Annotated in this window: 19 protein-coding genes; 9 read left to right on the top strand and 10 right to left on the bottom strand. The window is 58.4% G+C overall.

Annotation, left to right across the window (positions count from 1 at the left end; genetic code table 11):
- Positions 1-4 precede the first annotated feature (4 nt).
- The gene (gene norR, locus LJX92_RS21985; RefSeq protein ID WP_148852672.1) at positions 5-1,549 is read right to left on the bottom strand and encodes a nitric oxide reductase transcriptional regulator NorR; all 1,545 of its coding nucleotides are present in this window, start codon (positions 1,547-1,549) and stop codon (positions 5-7) included.
- 147 nt (positions 1,550-1,696) lie between these two features.
- Here norR and hmpA point away from each other — a divergent pair, with 147 nt between their 5' ends.
- From hmpA to queC, 8 genes are all read left to right on the top strand, one after another.
- The gene (hmpA, locus tag LJX92_RS21980; protein ID WP_032879559.1) at positions 1,697-2,878 is read left to right on the top strand and encodes an NO-inducible flavohemoprotein; all 1,182 of its coding nucleotides are present in this window, start codon (positions 1,697-1,699) and stop codon (positions 2,876-2,878) included.
- A gap of 221 nt (positions 2,879-3,099) precedes the next feature.
- Positions 3,100-3,606 carry a disulfide bond formation protein B gene (locus tag LJX92_RS21975; RefSeq protein WP_032879561.1) on the top strand — a complete coding sequence of 169 codons (507 nt, stop codon included), beginning with the start codon at positions 3,100-3,102 and terminating at the stop codon, positions 3,604-3,606.
- A gap of 792 nt (positions 3,607-4,398) precedes the next feature.
- Positions 4,399-5,340 carry a ubiquinol oxidase subunit II gene (gene cyoA / locus LJX92_RS21970; protein ID WP_005791256.1) on the top strand — a complete coding sequence of 314 codons (942 nt, stop codon included), beginning with the start codon at positions 4,399-4,401 and terminating at the stop codon, positions 5,338-5,340.
- A 3-nt stretch (positions 5,341-5,343) separates the two neighbouring features.
- Positions 5,344-7,362 carry a cytochrome o ubiquinol oxidase subunit I gene (gene cyoB, locus LJX92_RS21965; RefSeq protein ID WP_005791254.1) on the top strand — a complete coding sequence of 673 codons (2,019 nt, stop codon included), beginning with the start codon at positions 5,344-5,346 and terminating at the stop codon, positions 7,360-7,362.
- A gap of 3 nt (positions 7,363-7,365) precedes the next feature.
- Positions 7,366-7,992 carry a cytochrome o ubiquinol oxidase subunit III gene (locus LJX92_RS21960; protein WP_005791252.1) on the top strand — a complete coding sequence of 209 codons (627 nt, stop codon included), beginning with the start codon at positions 7,366-7,368 and terminating at the stop codon, positions 7,990-7,992.
- A complete protein-coding gene (cyoD, locus tag LJX92_RS21955) occupies positions 7,992-8,327 on the top strand; it encodes a cytochrome o ubiquinol oxidase subunit IV (protein ID WP_003194051.1) in 336 nt (111 codons plus the stop codon). The genes LJX92_RS21960 and cyoD overlap by 1 nt, the downstream gene beginning before the upstream one ends.
- 11 nt (positions 8,328-8,338) lie before the next feature.
- Positions 8,339-9,226 carry a heme o synthase gene (gene cyoE / locus LJX92_RS21950; RefSeq protein WP_005791249.1) on the top strand — a complete coding sequence of 296 codons (888 nt, stop codon included), beginning with the start codon at positions 8,339-8,341 and terminating at the stop codon, positions 9,224-9,226.
- A gap of 167 nt (positions 9,227-9,393) precedes the next feature.
- Positions 9,394-10,092 carry a 7-cyano-7-deazaguanine synthase QueC gene (gene queC, locus LJX92_RS21945; RefSeq protein WP_032879562.1) on the top strand — a complete coding sequence of 233 codons (699 nt, stop codon included), beginning with the start codon at positions 9,394-9,396 and terminating at the stop codon, positions 10,090-10,092.
- 141 nt (positions 10,093-10,233) lie between these two features.
- Here queC and LJX92_RS21940 read toward each other — a convergent pair whose 3' ends face one another.
- On the bottom strand, positions 10,234-11,112 hold the full coding sequence (locus LJX92_RS21940; protein WP_032879563.1) for a queuosine precursor transporter: 879 nt from the start codon (positions 11,110-11,112) through the stop codon (positions 10,234-10,236).
- Positions 11,099-11,704: a helix-turn-helix transcriptional regulator gene (locus tag LJX92_RS21935; protein ID WP_005791243.1), complete on the bottom strand. Its 606-nt coding sequence runs from the start codon at positions 11,702-11,704 to the stop codon at positions 11,099-11,101. The genes LJX92_RS21940 and LJX92_RS21935 overlap by 14 nt, the downstream gene beginning before the upstream one ends.
- Before the next feature lie 212 nt (positions 11,705-11,916).
- Between LJX92_RS21935 and LJX92_RS21930 the strand changes: the two genes are divergently transcribed.
- Positions 11,917-13,011: a pyridoxal phosphate-dependent aminotransferase gene (locus tag LJX92_RS21930; RefSeq protein ID WP_228308947.1), complete on the top strand. Its 1,095-nt coding sequence runs from the start codon at positions 11,917-11,919 to the stop codon at positions 13,009-13,011.
- A gap of 102 nt (positions 13,012-13,113) precedes the next feature.
- Here the strand turns inward: LJX92_RS21930 and LJX92_RS21925 are convergent, their stop codons facing one another.
- The 7 genes from LJX92_RS21925 to LJX92_RS21895 form a co-directional block, all read right to left on the bottom strand.
- Positions 13,114-13,830 (bottom strand): hypothetical protein, encoded by a 717-nt coding sequence (locus LJX92_RS21925; RefSeq protein ID WP_122732585.1) that lies wholly within the window; start codon positions 13,828-13,830, stop codon positions 13,114-13,116.
- A gap of 94 nt (positions 13,831-13,924) precedes the next feature.
- Complete coding sequence (locus LJX92_RS21920) at positions 13,925-15,178, bottom strand: aspartate aminotransferase family protein (protein WP_103734913.1); 1,254 nt, start codon at positions 15,176-15,178, stop codon at positions 13,925-13,927.
- A gap of 114 nt (positions 15,179-15,292) precedes the next feature.
- Complete coding sequence (locus LJX92_RS21915; protein WP_032879571.1) at positions 15,293-16,306, bottom strand: diguanylate cyclase domain-containing protein; 1,014 nt, start codon at positions 16,304-16,306, stop codon at positions 15,293-15,295.
- A gap of 409 nt (positions 16,307-16,715) precedes the next feature.
- Positions 16,716-18,617, bottom strand: coding sequence for an alkaline phosphatase D family protein (locus tag LJX92_RS21910; protein ID WP_228308946.1), 1,902 nt, complete (start codon positions 18,615-18,617; stop codon positions 16,716-16,718).
- Positions 18,618-18,743: 126 nt separating this feature from the next.
- Positions 18,744-18,929 (bottom strand): hypothetical protein, encoded by a 186-nt coding sequence (locus LJX92_RS21905; RefSeq protein WP_146097887.1) that lies wholly within the window; start codon positions 18,927-18,929, stop codon positions 18,744-18,746.
- 141 nt (positions 18,930-19,070) lie between these two features.
- The gene (locus LJX92_RS21900; RefSeq protein WP_228308945.1) at positions 19,071-21,299 is read right to left on the bottom strand and encodes an ATP-binding protein; all 2,229 of its coding nucleotides are present in this window, start codon (positions 21,297-21,299) and stop codon (positions 19,071-19,073) included.
- Complete coding sequence (locus tag LJX92_RS21895; protein ID WP_032879575.1) at positions 21,296-21,910, bottom strand: biliverdin-producing heme oxygenase; 615 nt, start codon at positions 21,908-21,910, stop codon at positions 21,296-21,298. The genes LJX92_RS21900 and LJX92_RS21895 overlap by 4 nt, the downstream gene beginning before the upstream one ends.
- Positions 21,911-22,004: the final 94 nt, after the last annotated feature.

Genomic DNA, 22,004 nt, shown 5'->3' with positions numbered 1-22,004 from the left:
TGGTCTATTTCAGGCCCAGGCGCTTGGCCATGCGCCCAAGGTTGGCGCGGTCCAGGCCCAGTTCGCGGGCGGCGCCGGCCCAGTTGTGCTGATGACGTTCCAGACAGGCGCTGATGATCTGGCGCTGATAGTGCTCGGTGGCCTGGCGCAGGTCGCCAGTGGCGATGGGCGCGGCTTGCACTGGTACATCAATCACCGCTGCACTGATGTCAGGCAAGTCCAGGTCCTGGGCGCTCAGGCTGAGAATCTTCGGGCGTTCGCGACAGTTGCCCAAGGCTTTGAGCGCGCTACGTCCGATCAGGTGTTCCAGTTCGCGCACATTGCCCGGCCAGTTGTAAGCCAGCAGCGCCGCCTGGGCGTCACTGGTCAGGCGCAAGCTACCCAGGCCCATGCGCGACCGGTTCTGTTCGAGGAAAAAGCCTGCCAATAGCAGCACATCCCGTCCGCGCTCACGCAGCGCCGGCACTTGCAGCGGGTACACGCTCAGGCGATGGTAGAAATCGGCGCGGTAGCGGCCATTGCGCACCTCTTCGGCAAGGTCGCGGTTGGTGGCGGCAATCAGGCGCACGTCCACCTGGTGTTCCTTGTCCGAGCCCAGGCGCTGCAACTGGCCGCTTTGCAGTACGCGCAGCAGCTTGGCCTGCACGCTCAATGACAGTTCACCCACTTCGTCCAGGAACAACGTGCCGCCGTTGGCCAGTTCGAATTTGCCCCGTCGCTCATTCAACGCGCCGGTGAAAGCACCGCGCACATGGCCGAACAGCTCGCTCTCTACCAGGGTTTCCGGTAGCGCGGCGCAATTGAGGCTGATCATCGGCTTGTCGGCACGCGATGACGCGGCATGGATCGCCTGGGCCACCAGTTCCTTGCCGACCCCGGTTTCGCCGGTGATCAGCACGGTCAGGTCGCTGCCGCCCACCAGCTTGATTTCCTCGACCAGCCGTTTGTGCGCTTTGCTCTGGCCGATCATTTCCTTGTGCTGCTGACCGCTGGCCTGGCGATAGATTTCGGCGCGCTGGTGCTCGTCCTCGGCCCGTAGCGCCAGGCGCTCAATGCGTTCAGCCACATTGACCGTGGCCGCGGCCAGGCTGGCGAAGGCTTGCAGCGCGTCCAGTTCGACCCGTTCAAAGCGTTCGTTGTCGAGGGCGTCAAGGGTCAGCAGGCCCCAGGGCTGGTCGTCGATAAACAGCGGGCAGCCCATGCAGTCGTGGACTTCAAGGTGGCCGTGCAAGCCAGCGACCAAGCCGTCATAGGGGTCGGGCAATTGGCTGTCGCTGTCGAAGCGGGTAGGGCCGGGGCTGCTGAGCAATATTTCAAAGCGCGGGTGTTCGCTGATCTTGAAACGGCGGCCCAGGGTATCGGCGCTTAAGCCATCCACCGCCAGTGGCACCAGCCATTCGCCATCCAGGCGCAGCAACGCGGCGGCATCACACGGCAGCAGGGCGCGCATGGCTTGCAGCAGGCGGCGGTAGCGCTCGCCTTCGGGCAATTCGCGGGACAGGTCGGCGACCAGCGGCAGCAGGGCGGTGAGCAGCGATTTTGCAGTCATAATGACTCCTTGTAGTCGATATGACTATAAAGCGTAAGAAGTCATATTGACTACAAAATATTTAAGATGTTGAAAATTAAGGATTTATTAGTTGGCACGAATACTGACTGCCTAAAGGTAATGAGTAAAAAGACCCAGGAGTCTGCCATGCTAAGTGCCCAAGACCGTGCCATCGTCAAATCCACTGTGCCCCTGCTGGAAAGCGGCGGCGAAGCACTGATTACCCACTTCTACCGCATGATGCTGTCCGAGTATCCCGAAGTCCGCCCGCTGTTCAACCAGGCCCACCAGGCCAGCGGCGACCAGCCCCGGGCCTTGGCCAATGGCGTGCTGATGTATGCGCGGCATATCGACCAGTTGGACCAGTTGGGTGACCTGGTGGCCAAGATCATCAACAAGCACGTGGCCTTGCAGATCCTGCCGGAGCATTACCCGATTGTGGGTGCCTGCTTGCTGCGGGCTATTTCCGAAGTGCTGGGCAGCGAGATTGCCACCCCTGAGGTGATGAGTGCCTGGGGCGCGGCCTACGGCCAGTTGGCGGACATTTTGATCGGTGCCGAAGCGGCCATCTACGACGAAAAAGCCCAGGCGCCCGGCGGCTGGCGGGGGGCGCGACCATTCCTGTTGGTCAAGCGCGTGGAGGAGAGTGACGAGATCATCTCCTTCTATTTTGCCCCAGTGGACAATGGCCCGATCCTGGCTGCCGAGCCCGGCCAGTACATCGGCCTGAAGTTGGTCCTCGACGGCGAAGAGGTGCGTCGCAACTATTCCCTGTCGGCCCTCACCGATACCGGCATGTACCGCATCAGCGTCAAGCGCGAAGCCGGCGGGCGAGTGTCCAACTACCTGCATGACCAGATGCACGTTGGCGCGACGGTTGACCTGTTTCCACCGTCGGGCGAGTTCACCCTGGCTGCCAGCGATAAGCCGCTGGTGCTGATCAGCGGCGGGGTGGGCATTACGCCAACCCTGCCGATGCTCGAAGCAGCCCTGGCGAGCGAGCGGCCGGTGCACTTTATTCACTGTGCGCGTAATGGCGGGGTGCATGCGTTCCGTGACTGGGTGGACACCCTGGCGGCCAAGCACCCGCAGCTCAAGCGCTTCTACTGCTACGCCGAGGATGACGGTATCAGCCCGGCGGCGGACAAGATCGGGATGCTCAATCAGGAGCAACTGGCGGCCTGGTTGCCCGAAGACCGTGATATCGATGCGTACTTCCTGGGGCCCAAGGGCTTCATGGCGGCGATCAAGCGTCACCTCAAGGCCCTGGGTGTGCCGGATAAGCAGGCTCGCTATGAGTTCTTCGGCCCGGCGGCGGCGCTTGAATAGATTTTAGCCCATTGACCGTATCGGCATCATCGCGGGCAAGCCCGGCTCCCACATTGGAATGCGTTCTCTGTGGGAGCCGGGCTTGCCCGCGGTGGCGTCCGCATAATCACTACATTTACCATGATTAATCCGCTGTTAACCCCTCTCTGTTTTAACCACTGCCTGTGTGTAAACTTGTTGCCATCAGGCACAACCATAATCAGAGAAAGGGAAAGACGGGGATGATTGACGACATGCGTTTGGGCAGGGAGCGGCGCTTTCTGGTGTTGCTGGGCATTATCTGCCTGGCGCTGATTGGCGGCGCGCTGTACATGCAAGTGGTGCTGGGCGAAGCGCCGTGCCCGCTGTGTATCCTGCAACGCTATGCCTTGCTGCTGATTGCGGTCTTCGCGTTTATCGGTGCCGCCATGCGCACCAAAGGCGCGGTGACCTTCTTTGAAGGGTTGGTGGTGCTCAGCGCCTTGGGCGGCGTGGCCGCCGCCGGCCACCATGTGTACACCCAGTTCTTTCCTCAGGTCAGCTGCGGCATCGATGTGTTGCAACCGATCGTCGATGATCTGCCCCTGGCCAAAGTGTTTCCCCTGGGGTTCCAGGTCGATGGTTTCTGCAGCACCCCTTACCCGCCGATCCTCGGCCTGTCCCTGGCCCAATGGGCGCTGGTGGCGTTCGTGCTGACAGTGGTCCTGGTACCCCTGTGTATCTACCGCAACCGTCATCCCAAAGCCTGACCCCTCGCAGCGACAAAACGCTCCGGCCTTCTTGAGTAGGCCGGAGCGTTTTGGTTTGTAGGGATTTGTGAAAGCGCTGTGACGAGGGGCAACTTAAGGTGCGCGCAGCGTGCGACATGTTGTCACACGGACGCTGTCGCAGGACGTTTCTGACCCGCCGAATCGACCCTTAAATTTGCACCCGGCGCACAAATTGTGCTGTCAGTTCGTGGGCCTGGCCGTGCCGTGACGGGCGCGAGTCTGGAGAGCTTGATGGATCTGCGAATCCCTTGGTTTATGGGCACTTGCATCCATTGGTCATGCCCTTACAGGCTGTAAGGGAAGTGGCAATCTGCCCAATAACACGGCAATTTTTGTGGTTTTTGTTGAGAATCGAACGCGATAAGATCGCGAATCTTTGCAACTTTGGTGAAGGATTGTTGCTGGAATCGATAAAAATTATTTCTTTATAAGACATGGTTTATACATCGCTAGCTAACTACAATCGCCCGCACTGAATGTCCGGTGCTGTTCAATATTTGAGCATTGGAGCGGTCGAGGAGCAGATGGAAGGCTCTGTGCGACCCCAGGTTCCGGCAGCCTTTCAACTATCCGCACCAAATGGAATTGGTCTGTAACAAGGCCTTTAGCCACGAAATCGAATAAGAACTCACTGCAGGTCCGTGAAACGTACAGTTATGACGTGTCGGGCAGGCTCTTATTCAATCGAAGAGAAATGCCAACCCTTGGCAGGGTGAAGTGTTGGCGATCAAAACCCAACTGCATTGCGCAAGCTGCTTTAGAGGTCGTGAGATGAGTAAAAACAGGTACCCCCGATTACTAGGCTTTTTGCCGCTGCTTGGCATGTTTTTAATGCTGGGAGGCTGCAAGTGGACCTTGCTCGACCCAAAAGGACAGGTCGGTCTGGATGAACGAAACCTGATCATCACCGCTACCCTGCTGATGTTGCTGGTTGTGGTTCCTGTGATCGTGATGACCTTCGCCTTCGCCTGGAAATACCGCGCGTCCAACACCAGCGCCACCTACGCGCCGAAGTGGTCGCACTCCACCAAGATCGAAATCGCGGTGTGGCTGGTCCCGATCCTCATCATTATCGCCCTGGGTTACATCACCTATAAGTCGACCCACGCTCTGGACCCGTACCGTCCACTGGAATCCGACGTGAAGCCTGTGAACATCCAAGTGGTCGCGCTGGATTGGAAGTGGCTGTTCATCTACCCGGACCTGGGTATCGCCACCGTCAACGAGATCCGCTTCCCGGAGCACACCCCGCTTAACTTCCGGATCACCTCCGACGCCGTGATGAACTCGTTCTTCATCCCTGCACTGGGTGGCCAGATTTACGCGATGGCAGGCATGCAGACCCGCCTGCACCTGATCGCCAACCAGAAAGCTGAAATGGAAGGCATCTCCGCCAACTACAGCGGCGCTGGCTTCACCGGCATGAAATTCAAAGCGATCTCGACAAGCCAGGAAGATTTCGACGCCTGGGTAGCTGCAGTCAAGGCCGCACCTAAACAGCTTGATCAAGCTGAATACGACGCCCTGACCAAACCAAGCCAGAACAACCCTGTCGCCTTGTACTCCGCGTATGAGCCGGACCTGTTTCAGAAAATCGTCGACAAGTACGAAGGTATGAAGCCAGGCAAGCCGGTCAAGCACGAGAAGAAAGAAGTGGCCGCGGTTGAAGGTTCTGATACAGGCGCGCATTCAACTGCTGGGGCAGAGGAGTAAACGATGTTTGGTAAATTAAGTTGGGACGCGGTCCCATTCCACGAGCCGATCGTGATGGTGACCATCGCCATGATCGCGCTGGGTGGTCTGGCACTGGTTGCGGGTATTACGTACTTCAAGAAGTGGTCCTACCTGTGGACCGAGTGGCTGACCTCGGTCGACCACAAGAAAATCGGCGTCATGTACGTCATCGTTGCCATGGTCATGCTGCTGCGTGGTTTTGCCGACGCCATCATGATGCGTACCCAGTTGGCCATGGCCACCGAGGGTTCGCCTGGCTACCTGCCACCTGAACACTATGACCAGATCTTCACCGCCCACGGTGTGATCATGATCATCTTCATGGCGATGCCATTCTTCACCGGCTTGATGAACCTTGCCTTGCCGCTGCAGATTGGTGCGCGTGACGTTGCCTACCCGTTCCTGAACTCCCTGAGCTTCTGGCTGCTGGTTTCCGGCGTGGTGCTGATCAACGTTTCCCTGGGCGTCGGCGAATTTGCCAAGACCGGTTGGGTTGCGTATCCGCCATTGTCGGGCTTGCAATACAGTCCGGGCGTGGGTGTGGACTACTACATCTGGGCCCTACAGTTATCAGGACTCGGGACGACATTGACGGGGGTCAACTTCCTGGCCACCGTCCTGAAAATGCGCGCCCCTGGCATGAAACTGATGGACATGCCGATCTTCACCTGGACCTGTACCTGGGCAAACGTGCTGATCGTGGCTTCGTTCCCGATCCTTGCCGCTACCATGGCGCTGCTGTCGCTTGACCGTTACCTGGATTTCCACATTTTCACCAATGAACTTGGTGGCAATCCAATGATGTACGTGAACCTGTTCTGGGCATGGGGTCACCCTGAGGTGTACATCCTGATCCTGCCAGCGTTCGGTATCTTCTCCGAAGTGATCTCGACCTTTACCGGCAAGCGCCTGTTCGGTCACCACTCGATGGTCTACGCATCGGGCGCGATCTCCGTACTGGGCTTCATGGTGTGGCTGCACCACTTCTTCACCATGGGCTCGGGGGCCAGCGTCAACGCCTTCTTCGGCCTGGCGACGATGCTGATTTCCATCCCGACGGGGGTGAAGCTATTCAACTGGCTGTTCACCATCTACCACGGTCGTCTGCGCATGACCAGCCAGGTCCTGTGGACCCTGGGCTTCATGGTGACCTTCGCCATTGGCGGCATGACCGGCGTACTGCTGGCCATCCCGGGTGCTGACTTCGTGTTGCACAACAGCCTGTTCGTGATCGCGCACTTCCACAACGTGATCATCGGTGGTGCGGTATTCGGCTACATCGCTGGTTTCAGCTTCTACTTCCCGAAAGCGTTCGGCTTCAAGCTGCACGAAGGCTGGGGCAAGGCTGCATTCTGGTTCTGGATCTCGGGCTTCTTCGTCGCGTTCATGCCGCTCTATGCACTGGGCTTCATGGGCATGACCCGTCGTCTGAACGCCACCACCAACCCTGAGTGGGTACCGTACCTGTACGTTGCCATGTTCGGTGCGGTGATGATCGCTGTGGGCATCGCCTGCCAGTTGATCCAGCTGTACGTCAGTGTGCGTGATCGCAAGAAGAACATGTGCGAGTCCGGCGACCCATGGAACGGCCACACCCTGGAATGGTCGACCTCGTCGCCACCACCGTTCTACAACTTCGCTGTGATCCCGACTGCGAACACCATTGATGCCTTCACCGAAGCCAAGGAAGACGGTACTGCGTACCAGAAGCCCAAGCACTACGAGCCGATCCACATGCCAAACAACACCGCCACTGGCGTGGTGATGGGTGCGCTGTTGACCGTGTTCGGTTTCGCGATGATCTGGCACATCTGGTGGCTGGCAATCGCGAGCCTGGTGGGCACTATCGGTTACTTCATCATTCACGCTGCCCGTGATGATCAAGGCTACATGGTGCCGGTCGAAACGATCGAACGCATCGAAGCCGAGCAGCACGCTCGCCTGGTAGCCGAGAAGAAGATTCCGGCCAACCGTGTAGAAACCTCGTTGGAACAGGCTTAAACCATGTCGAACTTAGTGACCAATGCTGGACACGCCCATGTCGATGACCATGGGCACGATGACCATCACCACGACTCGGGGCCAATAACCGTCTACGGTTTCTGGCTCTACCTGATGACCGACTGCATCTTGTTTGCGTCGATCTTCGCGGTGTACGCGGTACTGGTAAACAACGTAGCGGGTGGCCCGTCGGGCCACGACATCTTCGAACTGCCTTACGTGCTCGGCGAAACCGCCTTGCTGTTGTTCAGTTCGATCACCTACGGCTTCGCCATGTTGGCCTTCTACAAAGGCAACAAGAAGGGCGTGCTGACCTGGCTGGGCCTGACCTTCCTGTTCGGCCTGGGCTTTATCGGCATGGAGATCAACGAGTTCCACCTGCTGATCTCCGAAGGCTACGGTCCTAGCCGTTCCGGTTTCCTGTCGGCGTTCTTCACGCTGGTCGGCACCCACGGTCTGCACGTAACCGCAGGTTTGCTGTGGATGGCGGTGATGATCTATCAGGTCAACAAACACGGCCTGACCAACACCAACAAGACCCGCCTGAGCTGCCTGAGCCTGTTCTGGCACTTCCTGGACGTGGTCTGGATCTGCGTATTCACCGTCGTTTACTTGATGGGGACTCTGTAATGGCTAATGCACACTCCCATGACAGCCACGATTCGAGCCACGGCAGCGTAAAGTCTTACGCTATCGGCTTCATCCTGTCGGTCATCCTGACCCTGATCCCGTTCGGCCTGGTGATGTACCCAACCTTGCCGAAGTCGATCACCTTGATGATCGTCCTGGCGTTCGCGGTGATTCAGGTCCTGGTGCACCTGGTGTACTTCCTGCACCTGGATCGCTCCAAAGAGCAGCGCGAGAATGTGATCGCGTTTGTGTTCGCAGGCCTGGTGATCGTTCTGCTGGTTGGTCTGTCGCTGTGGATCATGTTCAGCATCCACACCTACATGATGGCGAAGTGAGGTAAGACCCGATGTCGCTTAAGCACTTTATCCAAATCACCAAACCGGGGATCATTTTCGGTAACGTGCTTTCTGTGGCGGGCGGTTTCTTCCTGGCCTCCAAGGGACATGTCGATCTGGCCATCTTCCTGGCTGCGATGATCGGTACGTCCCTGGTGGTTGCTTCCGGATGCGTGTTCAACAACTGCATCGACCGTGACATCGACATCAAGATGGAACGCACCAAGAATCGAGTGCTGGTCCAGGGGCTTATTTCCCTGAAGCTGGCGCTGATCTTCGCGACCATCCTGGGTGTTGCGGGCGTAGTGTTGTTGTACAAGGTGGCCAACCCGTTGGCGGCGCTGTTTGCCGTGATCGGTTTTGTCATCTATGTCGGCCTCTACAGCCTGTACCTCAAGCGCAAGTCGGTTCACGGCACGCTGGTGGGCAGCCTGTCGGGGGCGATGCCGCCGGTGATTGGTTATGTGGCTGTAACCAATAGCTTCGACATGGCCGCGCTGGTGCTGCTGGTGATGTTCAGCCTTTGGCAGATGCCGCATTCCTACGCCATCGCGATTTTCCGCTTCAATGACTACCTGGCTGCGTCGATTCCGGTTCTGCCGGTCAAGCGTGGCATTCAGGTGGCCAAGAAACACATCCTGCTCTACATCCTGGCGTTCCTCGTGGCGACCTTGATGTTGACCTTCAGTGGCTACGCCGGCATGAGCTACCTCGCCGTAGCCGCCGCCATGGGCATGTACTGGTTGTACATGGCCTGGACCGGTTACAAGGCGGTGGACGACACCGTCTGGGCGCGCAAGCTCTTCGTGTTCTCGATCTTCACCATCACCGCGCTCAGCGTGATGATGTCCCTGGATTTCCAGGTACCGAAAGAGCTGTTGCTGACCTACGCGCACTGAGTGGTCTTGCAGTAAAAAAGCCCCGCCTTCGAAAGACGCGCGGGGTTTTTTATTGAGCGCTGCGCTAAACCGGATACGCTGCGTTATCGTTGACGTTTTTCGTGAGCAAGGGCTAGCCGCCCGCCTCGCTCCTACACCCCAATTCTACAAATGCAGGAAGCAATGCAATGAGTAAAAAAGCCGTGATGGTCTTCAGTGGCGGGCAGGACTCGACCACCTGCCTGATCCAGGCATTGAAGCAGTATGACGAAGTGCACTGCATCACCTTCGATTATGGTCAGCGCCATGTGGCGGAAATCGAAGTGGCCCGCAAGTTGGCCAAGCAATTGGGCGCCACCGTGCACAAAGTGATGGATGTGTCGCTGCTCAATGAGCTGGCGATCAGCAGCCTCACCCGTGACAACATTCCGGTACCGACCGTTAACAGCTCAGGCGAAAGCCTGCCGAGCACTTTCGTGCCGGGCCGCAATATCCTGTTCTTGACCCTGGCTGCGATCTACGCCTACCAGGTCAAGGCCGAGGCCGTGATTACCGGTGTGTGCGAAACCGACTTCTCGGGCTACCCCGATTGCCGTGACGAGTTCGTCAAGGCATTGAACCAGGCCCTCAAGCTGGGCATGGAATACGACGTGAGCCTCGACACCCCGTTGATGTGGCTGAACAAGGCCGAAACCTGGGCCCTGGCCGATTACCACAACCAACTGGAACTGGTGCGCGAGCAGACGCTGACCTGCTACAACGGCGTCATTGGCTCCGGCTGCGGCAACTGCGATGCGTGCAACCTGCGTGCCCGGGGCTTGAATGACTACCTGCAAAACAAGGCGGATGTCATGCAGAGCCTGAAGCACAAGTTGCAACTGAAGTAACCGCATCCAAGGCCCGCCAGGCTCTACCTGATGTATGAAGTCCAAATGTGGGAGGGGGCTTGCTCCCGATAGCGGTGTCGAGGCAAATACATTCTTAGCTGACCCACCACCATCGGGAGCAGGCCCCCTCCCACATAGGTTTCATGTGTTGGCAGTGGTCAGGTAGCGCTTGAACAACGAGCGCGCCCCATAGGCAGGCAGGATGTTGAAGAACGCAAAACCGACTTTGATCGCAATCTGCACATAGATCATGCTCAGGATATCGCTGGTCTGCATGGCGCCGTAGAAGGCAATAAAGCAGAACAGAAAACTGTCGATGATCACCGCAAAGAAGGTGCTGAAGAAAATCCGCAGGTACAGGTACCTGGAGTTGGTCAGTTCTTTGATCTTGCACAGCAGGTAGGAGTTTATATTCTCCGAGACCAGGAACGACACCGAAGAGGCCACCAGCACCGACGACACTTGCAGGATCACGTCGTTATACGGCCCATCGAGTTTCCAGCCCGGCAGCCCCGGCAGGAACGTTGAGCCATACAACAGGATGATGATCATCGCATTGCTGGCAAACGCAAACATAATGGCTCGCCGGGCCAGGCGCAGGCCGAAGTTCTCGTTCAGCAGATCCACAATCAAGAAGGTCAGCGGGTACAAAAAAGTGCCCGGCGTCACAATGATGCCCATGGATTCCAGGTAGATCGGTTTGGTCGCGGCGATGCTGGTGAAGATGTAAAACGTGAACAGCAACAGGTTCAGGATGATGTAGATCATCCACGAGTTTTCATTGCGGTCGTTAATGTCGTAGGCGGTGAGTGCTCCTGCTTGTGAATAGAACTTCTTGTAGAGGTTCTTGATTTCCAGCTTGTTGAAGTTGTCCATCATTTCGCTGTTGAGCACCTCACTGAGCTTGATTTTGACGACCTTGCCCGTGGCGATCACCATGATCACTGCCAGGCGCTTGTCATTTTCAAAGCCCAGCAACTTGTATTTGCTGTTTTCCACGGCGCCTTCAAAGGTTGTCATTGAAGCGCTCCTCAAGAATATCGCCGATGACGCACAAGCGGTCTGAGTTGCCGCAGGGTTCAAGGGTGATGAACAGCTTCTTGGTGGCGCGGTCGTACACCAGCTTTTCTTTATCGTCGCTCGATGCGCCTTTCTGCACGATCAGCAAGTCCCCCGGCTCATTGATGCCGGGAATCGCATGCTCCAGGCGAACGCCGATCAAGTTGCAGGAGTTGCCGAAGTAGTAAGTCAGTGGGTAAAGCGTGGCCAGTTCGCCGATGCGCTTGCCCAGGTTCTGCATCAGCAGGCTTTCCTTGAGTACAGGCACTGCCGCCGGGTTCTTGTTGCCCAGGGGGGAAACATTGCTTTCGATGACTTCCTTGGCTTCAAAGTTGACGGTCTCGATTTCTTCGTACGAAACGCCGAAGAAATCAGAGATCTTGCGAATGGTCGACTGTTGCACTTTGACGACCTTGCCTTCCAGGATGTTGTAGATGGTCGTCCTGGTCACGCCGGCGGCATTGCTTAACGAAAGCTGGGTTTCGCCACGACTTTTGATCAAGTACTTGATATTGCTCTTCAAGTGCTCGGTTTTTTCTCGTCTGTGTATCAAGTGCTCACCACTTCCATTTAGTCATCAGTCCATACCCGGCAGAACGTCTAGTTCCAGGCCCGCGGCAGCGCAAGTGTTGCATGGGCTCGCGTTGACAATAAAGTACTGAGTGCAGGGATACGTCCCGCCGCTAAATCAGGCAACTGCTTTCTCGTCATACCGTTATATCCGACCTGTGCGAATCCCTCGCACTTCGACAAGGAGTAGTCACCATGGTCAGCTTCAGCCGTAGGTCCCTTCTCGCGCTTGGGGCGGCGTTACCTGTACTTGGCCAGCTGGATTGGGCGGTTGCCAGCCCGGTGCAGGCTCAATCCGACAAGGTACGGCTCAACTACAACGAAAGCCCCTACGGCCCTTCAGACGCCGCCCGTGAGGCGATGCAGCGAGCGATTGCAGCGTCTGGGCGCTATCCCTACCCGGACATGTACGCCTTGGCCGCGCAGTTTGCCCACCAGCAGGGGGTTGCCGAAGAAAACGTCGCGGTGTTTGCCGGCTCGATGGCGGCCCTGCGTTTTGCGGTGCTGGCGTTTACCAGCCAAACCCGCGGCCTGGTCATGGCGACACCGTCCTATGAACTTGTGCGTCAGGCGGCCGAGTCGATCAAGGCACCGGTGCATGAAGTGAACCTCGACGCCGGTCATGCCCATGATGTACCGGCCATGCTCGCGGCAGACCCACAGGCCGGCATGTTGTACCTGTGCAACCCCAACAACCCCACCGGCACCCTGACCCCTACCGAGGCCATCCGCCAAGCCCTGGCGAACAAACCCAAAGGCAGCGTGCTAGTGGTGGACGAGGCGTATATCGACTTCTGCGATGCACCCAGCTGTGTGAGTTGGGTCAACGACCACGACGATCTGTTGGTGCTGCGTACGTTCTCGAAAATCTACGGCATGGCCGGAGCGCGTCTGGGGCTGGCAATCGGTCATCCGGCGCTGCTGGAGCGGCTGGCGGTGTTCGGCGGTGACAACGTCCCGGCCGCTGCCAGCCTATTGGGCGCACGTGCCAGCCTGGAGGACACCACGTTGGTGGGCCAACGCAAAGCGCTCAATGCCAGGTTGCGTGATGAGACAGTCGCCTGGCTCAAAGGCCGGGGCTTTAGCTGCACGGCTTCCCAGAGCAATTGCTTCATGATCGATGTAAAGCAACCAGCCGAGCAGGTGGTTGAGCGGCTGGCCGCACAGAATGTGCTGGTGGGGCGCGTATGGCAGAACTGGCCGCAATGGGTGCGGGTGACAGTGGGCAACCAGCAGGAGATGGAACGCTTTCGCGAGGTGTTTGCCGCGCAGATCGCGCCTGTTGGCTGAAACATTACCTGCAGCCAGCCATGACTGTGGCGAGGGAGCAAGCTCCCTCGCCACAGTGTGCTATCTCTTGAACGTGATGTTTAGTCCAGCGGTGTTGCCGCGTTACTGCTGGGCAATGCTGTAGCCGTCAAACGCTGTCTGCTGCTGCAGCGCAGTAATCACACTTTTGCGGCTCAACGGCTGTTCATTACCGGCGTTATCCACAAAGCTTTCCACTTCCAGTTCGGCCTCGTCGCCTTCACCGACGAAGTTGAACCCCAGGAACTCGAATGCTTCGCGGTCCACGCTGAGCCTGGAGCGCGGTGTGCGCAGCGGCAGGGTGACGCTGATGCCATCCTTGCTGATCACAAACACTTCGGCTTCTTTCTTGGCACGTGCTGCCTTGCCCTTGCCGGCACTTGGGTTGCTGATGGCCTGATGCGACTGGTTCAGCACCTTGAGGGCCAGGCCATAGACCAGTTCCTGAAACTGGGGATCGTCCTTGAAGCTGGACAGGATGCGGCTGATCGAGAACTTGCTGCTCAGGTCTTCGAGGGCGGCGTTATCGGCGGCTTCGGCGTCCTTCAATTGTTTGAGCTGGCCCATCAGGTCGTAGGCTTTGTCATCGTCGAAGGCGTCATGGGCCTGGCGGATGGCGATGCGCAGCTCGCGGATCTGGTCGCTTTCCTTGGAGGTATGAAACGCGTCCAGCACCATCTCGCTGATGATCTTGGCCGCTGGCACATGCTGTGAAAGATTGATGGCGTTTTCGTATTCGGCTTTGGCATGCAAGGCGGTTACGGATTCTTCGGCGGATTCTGCGGTGTAGGAATCAGGCATTAAAATTTCACTGCGTAGTAAACGGGGAGACAAAAACGTCGGGCATTTTCGGCGGGGTGGGGGATCAGGTCAAGACAGGTTCGGGCAGGTGACGTTATTGGTCCAGTTGCGCGAAGCACGCCTGGAGAATATCCAGGCCCTCCTCCAGCACCCAAGGCTCGATGGTCAACGGTGCCAGCAAGCGCACAATGTGCCGCGACTTGCCGCTGGGCATCAACAGCAAGCCGGCGTCTCGCGCCAGGCCCAGCAACTGAGTGAGTTGCCTGGAGGCCGGAGTGCCATCGACATTCACCAGTTCAATACCACGCATGGCGCCGACGCCGGTGAGGCGGCCCAGGTAGGGCGACAGTTGTTGTGAGCGCCAGCTTTCATGGCGGCTGACAATGGCCGCCTCCTGCTGTGCCCCCCAAGCTTGCAGATGTTCATCGGTCATCGCCTCAAGGGTAGCCAGTGCCGCCGCGCAGGCGATGGGGTTGCCGGAGTAGGTGCCGCCGAGGCCGCCCTTGGGCAGGTTGTCCATCAGCGCCTTGCGCCCCACCACAGCACCCAACGGCACGCCGCCAGCGATGCTTTTGCCGAGCAGCAACAGATCCGGTTCGATGCCCAGGCGCGAAAAGGCAAAGCGCTGCCCCGTGCGACCAAAGCCGGACTGGATCTCATCGACAATCAGCAGAATGTTGTGCTCGTCGCAAAAGCACCGCAGGGCTTGGGCAAACTCGATATCGAGAGCGAGGAAACCGGCTTCGCCCTGCACCGGCTCGATGATGAAACAGGCCACATCGTTTACGTCGATTTCCACGCTGAACAGACGGTCCATCGCCTTCAGCGCTTCGGCGCAGGTCACGCCGTTATCGACACTGGGGTACGGCAGGTGATACACCGGGCCAGGCAGTACGCCGACCTTCTGCTTGTAAGGCACCACCTTGCCATTGAGGTTGAGGGTCGCCAGGGTTCGGCCGTGGAAGGCTCCATCAAAGGCGATCACCGCCGATCGCCCGGTGGCGCCGCGGACGATCTTCAACGCATTTTCCGCCGCTTCCGCGCCACTGTTGGTGAGCATGCCGCTGACCGGGTAGTGCACCGGGATAAACGCCGTCAGGCGTTGCATCAACTCGATGTAGGGCGTATGCGGTGCGGCGTTGAATGCGTAGTGGGTAAGCCTGGTTGCTTGCTCGCGAATCGCCGCCACTACGCCCGGATGGCAATGGCCCAGGTTGAGCACGCCGATACCGCCGACAAAATCGATGTAGCGTTTGCCCGCGGTGTCCCACACCTCAGCGTTTTTACCGTGGCTGAGGCTGATGGGATGGACGATGGAAATCGATTGGCTGATGCTGGCGTGGCTCATGAATCGCGTACTCGACAAGGCTGGGCGTGGTTTATCTAAGCCGCGCACCGGGCCTTGCCGCAAACGAAATAAAGTCGCCGGGTCATTCCAAATCGGAAGGAGCGCTTGTCTGCATTAATCCGACACCCCATCTTTGCCAGCCGCCTTGGACCGATATAGCGCTCGGTCAGCCCTTGCCACCAGCGCGGCGGGAGACTCACCCATGCGCCGCTCTACAATCCCCAGGCTCAGGGTGACGTTGAGGTCGTTGACGATAGGCGACTGTTTGATTGCACGGCGAATCCTTTCGGCCAATTCCTTCGCCGTGTCCAGGTTGCTTGCAGGCAGCACCACCATGAACTCATCGCCGCCCCAGCGAGCCAGCAGGTCAGTTGTGCGTACGCAGCTTTCCAGACGTTCCGCCACCCCTATCAGCGTCTGATCACCGACGCCGTGACCGTATCGGTCATTGACCGGCTTGAAGTCATCGATGTCCATCGCCACCAGCGCCAGGGGCACACGAAAGCGTTCGGCGCGGTCGCATTCTTCCAGCAGGCATTTTTCCAGGCGATAACGGTTGGCGATGCGTGTCAGCGCGTCGCGCTCGGCCAGGGAGCGGTTTTCGTCCAGCTGTATCTGCAATTGTTGATTGACCCGCGATAGCTCAAGGGTACGTTCTGCCACCAGTGCTTCAAGGGATTGGTTGCGCTTTTGCAAGCGTTCAATGGAGCATTTACGCGTATGAATGTCGCGGTGCGCGCCCACCATGCGCGCCACTGAGCCGTCGGGGTTGCGTGCAATGATGTAGCCACGATCCTCGATCCACAGGTAAGTGCCGTCTTCTTTCCGGCAGCGGTATTCGGCGCGGTAAAGGGGCGAACGTTGACTGATGTAGTCATCAAACAACGCCATCACGCGCGGGTAATCCTCGCTATGGATCACGCTTTCCCAGGTGAACACGTTGTTTTCCAGCGAGTCTCGGGAGTAACCGAGCATTTCGTACCAGCCGGGGTTGCGGTAGACGTAGCCAGTCGTGGCGTTCCAGTCCCAGATCCCGTCACTGACCAGTTCCATGATGGCGTGCAGCAGGTCGGCGTTGAGTTCGGAAAAGTCATTGCGTAGTGGCTCGTTGCCGGGTGTATCGTCCATCAGCGCGCTCCCTGCAAGGGCTGGCTTCTAGGGGGCGTTCTCAATTAGTTTCCCCGTCGCGCCGGGTCTGCTGTTGTGCAGGGCAAGGCGCGAGAAGCGTGGTTTGGTCATTCCAAATAAGCTTCGAGCAACGCAGCCCTGCACAACAGCAGGCCCGGCCCTTCGGGTTGTGCCTTAAAGCGGGCCAGCCTGCGTTGCAGGCCTTGGAAAGGGAACAACCATTCCCTGCGGCCTGCGCCTTGCCTGGCCCGCTTTAAGGCGACAACGCGGCGGGGAAACTAATTGAGAACGCCCCCTAGGGGCCAGTTATTATTGGTGACGCCGATACTCCGTGGCTGGCGCTACTCTACCTCGCTGCTTGCACGGTTTGAATAGGGCGGATGTGCTGCTTTCGGATAGTGGCGTTTGGCTATGGTTCGGGCGCCAGCATCTTTGTTCGAGGCTTTCCATCCGCGTTGTGTTGGTAAATCTCATCCGGCTGGCCCTGTTCATTGAAAAACACCTGGCCAATTCCCGCGCTATTCCACAGCCGCTCACCCGCCTCGGCATGGTCCGGAATATACGGGACTACCTGCATGGTACGGCGGCGGGTAAACCAGTTGAGCGGCGAGCGTGGGGAATACAGCCAGCGGTTGAGACGGTCGAACCATTCCAGCAGGCGCGGCGGGAACTCATTCTTGATGCCGCTGCTGGTGATTTGCCAGATCCTCGGGCCGCCGTTGCGGTGACGGATCAGCACCTGGTAGACGAACGAGTAATGCACATCGCCGGAGAGGATCACGTAGTTACCGGGCGTGCGCGAGTGGCGGAAGATGTTCAGGATCACTTGGGCGGCGCCGCGATGAGCCATCCAGTTTTCGGCGTCCACCAGCAGTGGGAAGCCGCACCAACTGAAGACCTTTTGCACCGTTTCGATCAGCTTGACGCCAAAGATCGGCGCAGGCGAGACGATAATGGCCGACGGATGGTCGAGCAGCTCCTGTTGCAGTTCGCTCAAGGCTTCCCAGTCCAGCAGGCCGGAAGGTTGCTTGAGGGTAAATTCGCTGCGCCAGCGCCGAGTACGGGTATCGAGTACCACCAGGGCAGGGGTGGTGGGCAAAACGTAATGCCATTGCTGGAATTTCAGCAGCACCTCCAGCAGATCATCCTGGGCAGCAGCGTCCAGATGATTGCCCTGCGCCTGGCCAGTCAGTGCCTGGGTCTGGGTCAGCAGTTCGCCGAACACCTGGGGTTGGTTGCCCCAGCCCTGGCATAACAGGTACGCCAGCAAGGCATTGCCGATGATGCGTTTGGAGAAGGGATGGCCGTAGGCGGTTTGCTCCCACTGAGCGCTGAGGTTCCAATCGTCGGTGATGTCGTGATCATCGAAGATCATCAGCGTCGACAAGTGGGCGAACACCCGGGCTACCCCCGGCAAGCCGGTGCGCAATTGATCGATCTGCACTTGTTCGCGGGCATAACGCAGTTGTTCTTGCGCGCTCAGTTGCGGCGGTCGTGGTGTGATCAGCGTCCACGGGGTGGGCGACCAGACCAGCAGGTACATCGCGATGACTTCGGCGAAGGTCACCAGGTGATTGTCAGCGGTGCTGCTGGTGAAGATCGGCTTCTTCACGCCGCCGAAAAAGCGTTCGCGCAGGGTCTCGTTACTGTCCAGCGCCGGAAGCAGGTCGGCGCGGTGGTAATAGCTGGCGCGATGCCCATAGAGGCTGACGCTGTCGTCCACCACGGCGCCCTCCAGGAACTCGTCGAACAGGCCCAGGTGCGCGATCAGCGCATGGATGGCCCGCAGCATGGGCCCGGCGACATCGTCCGCGTAGACCTGGTCGCCGCTCATCATCAGCAAGGCGGGGCGTTCGAGCGGGGTGCGGGCCTGCGCCAACAGGCGGTCGACGCACAACAAACCTTCATCTGCACGGTGATGGGGTTTACGGCAGGAGCCATGTACCAAGTGGTTGATGCGGCTATGCAGCACGAAGCTCGGCGTTGTGGCGTCGGCATACAGCAAGTGCGGCGCCCATTGTGCAATGCCAATGCCGTCGACGATCAGGTCGTAACCGATGACCTCGTCCTGGGGCAGAGCGTCGCTCAGCGCTACGTCGATCAAGTGGATAACGGCATGGCGCCCGACGGGCACGACTTGGCAGTGCGTTGCATCGAGCGGGATATTCAGCGTCTCGCCCTGGGGTAATTGCAGCCTCAAGCACAGTGGCAGGGCGCGACTGCCCACCAACCAGATAACCAGGCGCTGCGGTTCAAGGCGCCTTAGCAGGGGACCTGCGATGACGGCAGGCAGGATGTCGGGTTGACGCATGAAAAATGCAGCTCATACCAAGTGGGACTGGAGAGGATAACGCAGAGGATGTCAGTGTTTTGTTAACGCAAGTGCAGCGCGGTGCGCTGCACTGCACTGCACTTGTTGCCGGTGACCCGTAACGGTTTAAGTCAGTTTGCCTCCTCCGAGAGAGGTCATACCCGAACCTTTGGGTTTTGGTTGCGTGTCCTGCCCCTGTGGGGGGCCGTCAAGCGGCGAAGAAGTTGGTGCGGGATTGGCTGGAGGCTGGTTATCTTTTAAGCCTTGCTGGATGTTATAGCTGAAGCTGTGAAACGAATTGCCGATGAACATGGTAAAACCCCTTACTCAATTGGAGGACTGTTGTCGCATCAATACTCCCTTTGAGTGCGCACTGATTGAGTGAGGCTGGCCGGGTTTTTCGTTCCCGGCCATAGGTAACCATATGTTTGGCTAGTAGGAATTTGGTGTGTCTCAAGCAGGCTTAGGCACCGTAAACCTGAATTCACTGCCGCGCCCCAATTCACTGTCGGCTTCGATCCGACCACCATGGGCCTGGACAATCCCCTGGGTGATATACAGCCCCAGCCCGCTGCCGGTGGGATTGTTCTCGGACTGGGTCCAATAGCGGTCGAACACATGGGGCAAATGATCCGGCGCAATGCCTTCACCGGAATCGCGTACCGAAAACACGATCTCTTCGCCGTTGCTCATGGCGCTGATACCGATGTTGCCCTGGCGGGGGGTGAATTTGATGGCGTTGCCGATCAGGTTCGACAGCACTTGGAACAAGCGCTCCGGGTCGGCGCTGATCTGCAGGCCAGGCTCGGCGTTGAACGACAGGTCGATACCTTTTTCCGAGGCCAGTGGCGACAGCAGCGAATATGCCTCTTCAAATATCTGGCTGACGTCCAGCGCAACTGGCTTGACCACATAGCGTCCGGCTTCGATTTTCGAGGTGTCGAGCAAGTCCTCCAGCAGCACATTCATGCGCCCGGCGGCCTGTTGCATGGTGTCGATGGCCGAGGAAATCCGCCGTGAGGTGTGTGGGCCGTCGGAGCTGAAGGCTTTCTGCATCATGCCGCAGAGCATGGAAATAACTGTCATCGGGTTGCGCAGGTCGTGGGAAACCACTGCGACCAGCTCGTCACGGGCACGCACCGCTTGTTGTTCGCGCAGCACCTGGCGGGCCAAGTCATTTTCCAGGGCCGAGCGGCGCAGGTCATTGGCGGCAAACAGGTCGCCGTGGCTCCACTTGGTGGAAATGCCGGCCATTTCCACTTTCCAGATTTCAAACGACGTGCGTGGGCGAAGGCGTAGGCCAGTGTCAGAAGTTTCCAGATTTAGCGGCTTGCTCGGGTCACCGCTCCAATTGATGTTCTCTTTGACTTCCGGGCGAAACCACAACACACCGTTATCCACAGGCTTGGGCAGGCTCATGGCGAGCACACCACTGGCCACCGCCTGATACTCGGCGGCCGGTGGGTACACCGAAGCCAGGTTGTGGTTGGAAAATACCGGCTGGCCCAGCGTTTGCAGCCACTTGTGCAGCGCCCGGATTTGCGCTGGTTCCGGGCAGTTGCCGTAACGGTGCAACTGCTTGTCTTCGATGATCGCCACACCGCCCGACAAGGTCAGGTCCATCAGTTTTTTACCGTGGTGGGCCAGGCTGTCGAACACATTGTCGTCGCTGGCTTTCATCGCCCGATCAAGTAACGCCAGGGTTTCGACTTTCTCCTCTCGCTGGCGGCTTAACTCCAAGGCTTCCATGGCACTGATCTGCAACGACAGCACCTGACCGATGGTCTGGCAGGTCATACGCAGATCGTTCGGCACCAGCAGCGGCTCGCGGTTGCCGCAGCTGATCAGGCCCCAGAGTTTGTCGCCCTTCATCAGCGAAATACTCATGGACGACAACACGCCCATGTTCTGCATGTATTGGCAGTGAATCGGCGACACGCTGCGCAGGGTAGCGAAGCTCAGGTCCAGCGGTTGGCCGGTGTCCGGGCGCAATTTTGGCAATAGCGGTACGGGTTCGTAGGACGCATTCGGGATGATCCGAAGCCAGTTGGTGCGATACAGCTCACGGGCTTGTTCGGGGATGTCGGACGCGGGGAAGAACAGGCCGTTGAATAATTCCATGGCCGGCGTCGAGGCTTCAGCGATTACCTGACCATGGCCTTCGTCTTCGAAGCGATAGATCAGCACTCGGTCATAACCGGTCATGGCCTGGATTTCATCCACGCTGATGGCGTACAGCGCTTGCAGTGTCTTGGCCGATTGCAGGCGTTGCAGCATTTTGCTCAGGTTGCTGGTGAGACCATTGCGTACCTGGGGTTTGAAATCCGCGAGCAAGGGTTCGAATTCCAACACCAGCACGTTCTGATGACGATGCAGCAAACCTTCGAACTGAGCACCGTTGAGCGTGACATGCAGGGGTGGGGCGTCGATAAAGGTATTGTGCTCGGCCATCGACTGCACCACCTGAGCGTGTTCACTGCCAATCAACGTGTGCAACGGTTGATTCAACAAGGCCTCGGGCGTGTGGCCGAACAAGGTGCCGACGTTGGCACTGACCTGAATGATGTTCAGCTCAGGCTCCGACAGCGTCAGCAACACGCCATGAGGCTGGATTGCCCCGGGGAAGCGGATGGGCTCGTCGGCACAGTTGGCAAGCAGCTCTTCAAAATCTTCGGGTTTCATAGCAGTACCTCCTGGCGTTCGAGCCATTGCTCAAAGCCGCTGAAAGTGGACCGGGCAGCCATCACTGCGCGCGCTCGAGCGCTCGCATCCAGTGGCTGATGAGCCAGGTAGTCGAGAAAGTCTTTCCAGCGCCGGCCGGTCTCGGCACCGTAGACATCGAGAAACGCACCGCCGTTGTCGGCTTCGATCGCCAGGCGTGACGCCATCTCCCGGCGTAATACCTGGCCGCCGAGCGTTGCACCTTCCAGTACATACAGGGCGCCGAGGCAAGCGGCAGGAGTGTCCAGCGCGGGGAGTTGGGTGCAGCGGGGAAGGGCATCTAGGGTGGGACTATCCAGGCCCAGAGCGCGCAGATCGTTAACCAGCGTCGGCGTTTTCACACGTGACGCAATATCAATTCCATCCGGAATCAGGCCACCGTCGTACAGCGCCGCCTCCATGGGTTGATAAAAACCGTAGTACGCCTGCAGCAATCGCCGATACCACTGGGCATCCAGGCGTTCGGAAAAAAACGGCAAACGCTTTTCCAACGCGACATGCAACAGGCCGGTACCCGTGCGTAACGTTTCCAGCAAGGATGGCGCACCAACGTCATGGGCCTGTGAGTGCATTCAATGAGCTCGAACTGTGGGCCTGTCGGCCAGGAATGACGCATGAAAATGGGCGACAATTCTACACAACTCGTTGTCGTCAGCTGAGCGCAAG

The organism is Pseudomonas sp. HN8-3 (assembly GCF_020790195.1).
In the GTDB taxonomy this organism is placed as follows: Bacteria; Pseudomonadota; Gammaproteobacteria; order Pseudomonadales; family Pseudomonadaceae; genus Aquipseudomonas; species Aquipseudomonas synxantha_A.
The sequence above is the reverse complement of the archived record's forward strand: the minus strand, read 5'-3'. Positions and strand labels throughout refer to the sequence as shown.

Bases quoted from the DNA above. Each gene is read 5' to 3' on its own strand.
- LJX92_RS21915 (WP_032879571.1), bottom strand. From the start codon at position 16,306: ATGGACGATACACCCGGCAACGAGCCACTACGCAATGACTTTTCCGAA.
- LJX92_RS21975 (WP_032879561.1), top strand. From the start codon at position 3,100: ATGATTGACGACATGCGTTTGGGCAGGGAGCGGCGCTTTCTGGTGTTG.
- LJX92_RS21925 (WP_122732585.1), bottom strand. From the start codon at position 13,830: ATGCCTGATTCCTACACCGCAGAATCCGCCGAAGAATCCGTAACCGCC.
- LJX92_RS21940 (WP_032879563.1), bottom strand. From the start codon at position 11,112: ATGACAACCTTTGAAGGCGCCGTGGAAAACAGCAAATACAAGTTGCTG.
- LJX92_RS21895 (WP_032879575.1), bottom strand. From the start codon at position 21,910: ATGCACTCACAGGCCCATGACGTTGGTGCGCCATCCTTGCTGGAAACG.
- LJX92_RS21960 (WP_005791252.1), top strand. From the start codon at position 7,366: ATGTCGAACTTAGTGACCAATGCTGGACACGCCCATGTCGATGACCAT.
- LJX92_RS21920 (WP_103734913.1), bottom strand. From the start codon at position 15,178: ATGAGCCACGCCAGCATCAGCCAATCGATTTCCATCGTCCATCCCATC.
- LJX92_RS21930 (WP_228308947.1), top strand. From the start codon at position 11,917: ATGGTCAGCTTCAGCCGTAGGTCCCTTCTCGCGCTTGGGGCGGCGTTA.
- cyoA (WP_005791256.1), top strand. From the start codon at position 4,399: ATGAGTAAAAACAGGTACCCCCGATTACTAGGCTTTTTGCCGCTGCTT.
- hmpA (WP_032879559.1), top strand. From the start codon at position 1,697: ATGCTAAGTGCCCAAGACCGTGCCATCGTCAAATCCACTGTGCCCCTG.
- LJX92_RS21905 (WP_146097887.1), bottom strand. From the start codon at position 18,929: ATGTTCATCGGCAATTCGTTTCACAGCTTCAGCTATAACATCCAGCAA.
- LJX92_RS21910 (WP_228308946.1), bottom strand. From the start codon at position 18,617: ATGCGTCAACCCGACATCCTGCCTGCCGTCATCGCAGGTCCCCTGCTA.
- cyoD (WP_003194051.1), top strand. From the start codon at position 7,992: ATGGCTAATGCACACTCCCATGACAGCCACGATTCGAGCCACGGCAGC.
- norR (WP_148852672.1), bottom strand. From the start codon at position 1,549: ATGACTGCAAAATCGCTGCTCACCGCCCTGCTGCCGCTGGTCGCCGAC.
- queC (WP_032879562.1), top strand. From the start codon at position 9,394: ATGAGTAAAAAAGCCGTGATGGTCTTCAGTGGCGGGCAGGACTCGACC.
- cyoB (WP_005791254.1), top strand. From the start codon at position 5,344: ATGTTTGGTAAATTAAGTTGGGACGCGGTCCCATTCCACGAGCCGATC.
- cyoE (WP_005791249.1), top strand. From the start codon at position 8,339: ATGTCGCTTAAGCACTTTATCCAAATCACCAAACCGGGGATCATTTTC.
- LJX92_RS21900 (WP_228308945.1), bottom strand. From the start codon at position 21,299: ATGAAACCCGAAGATTTTGAAGAGCTGCTTGCCAACTGTGCCGACGAG.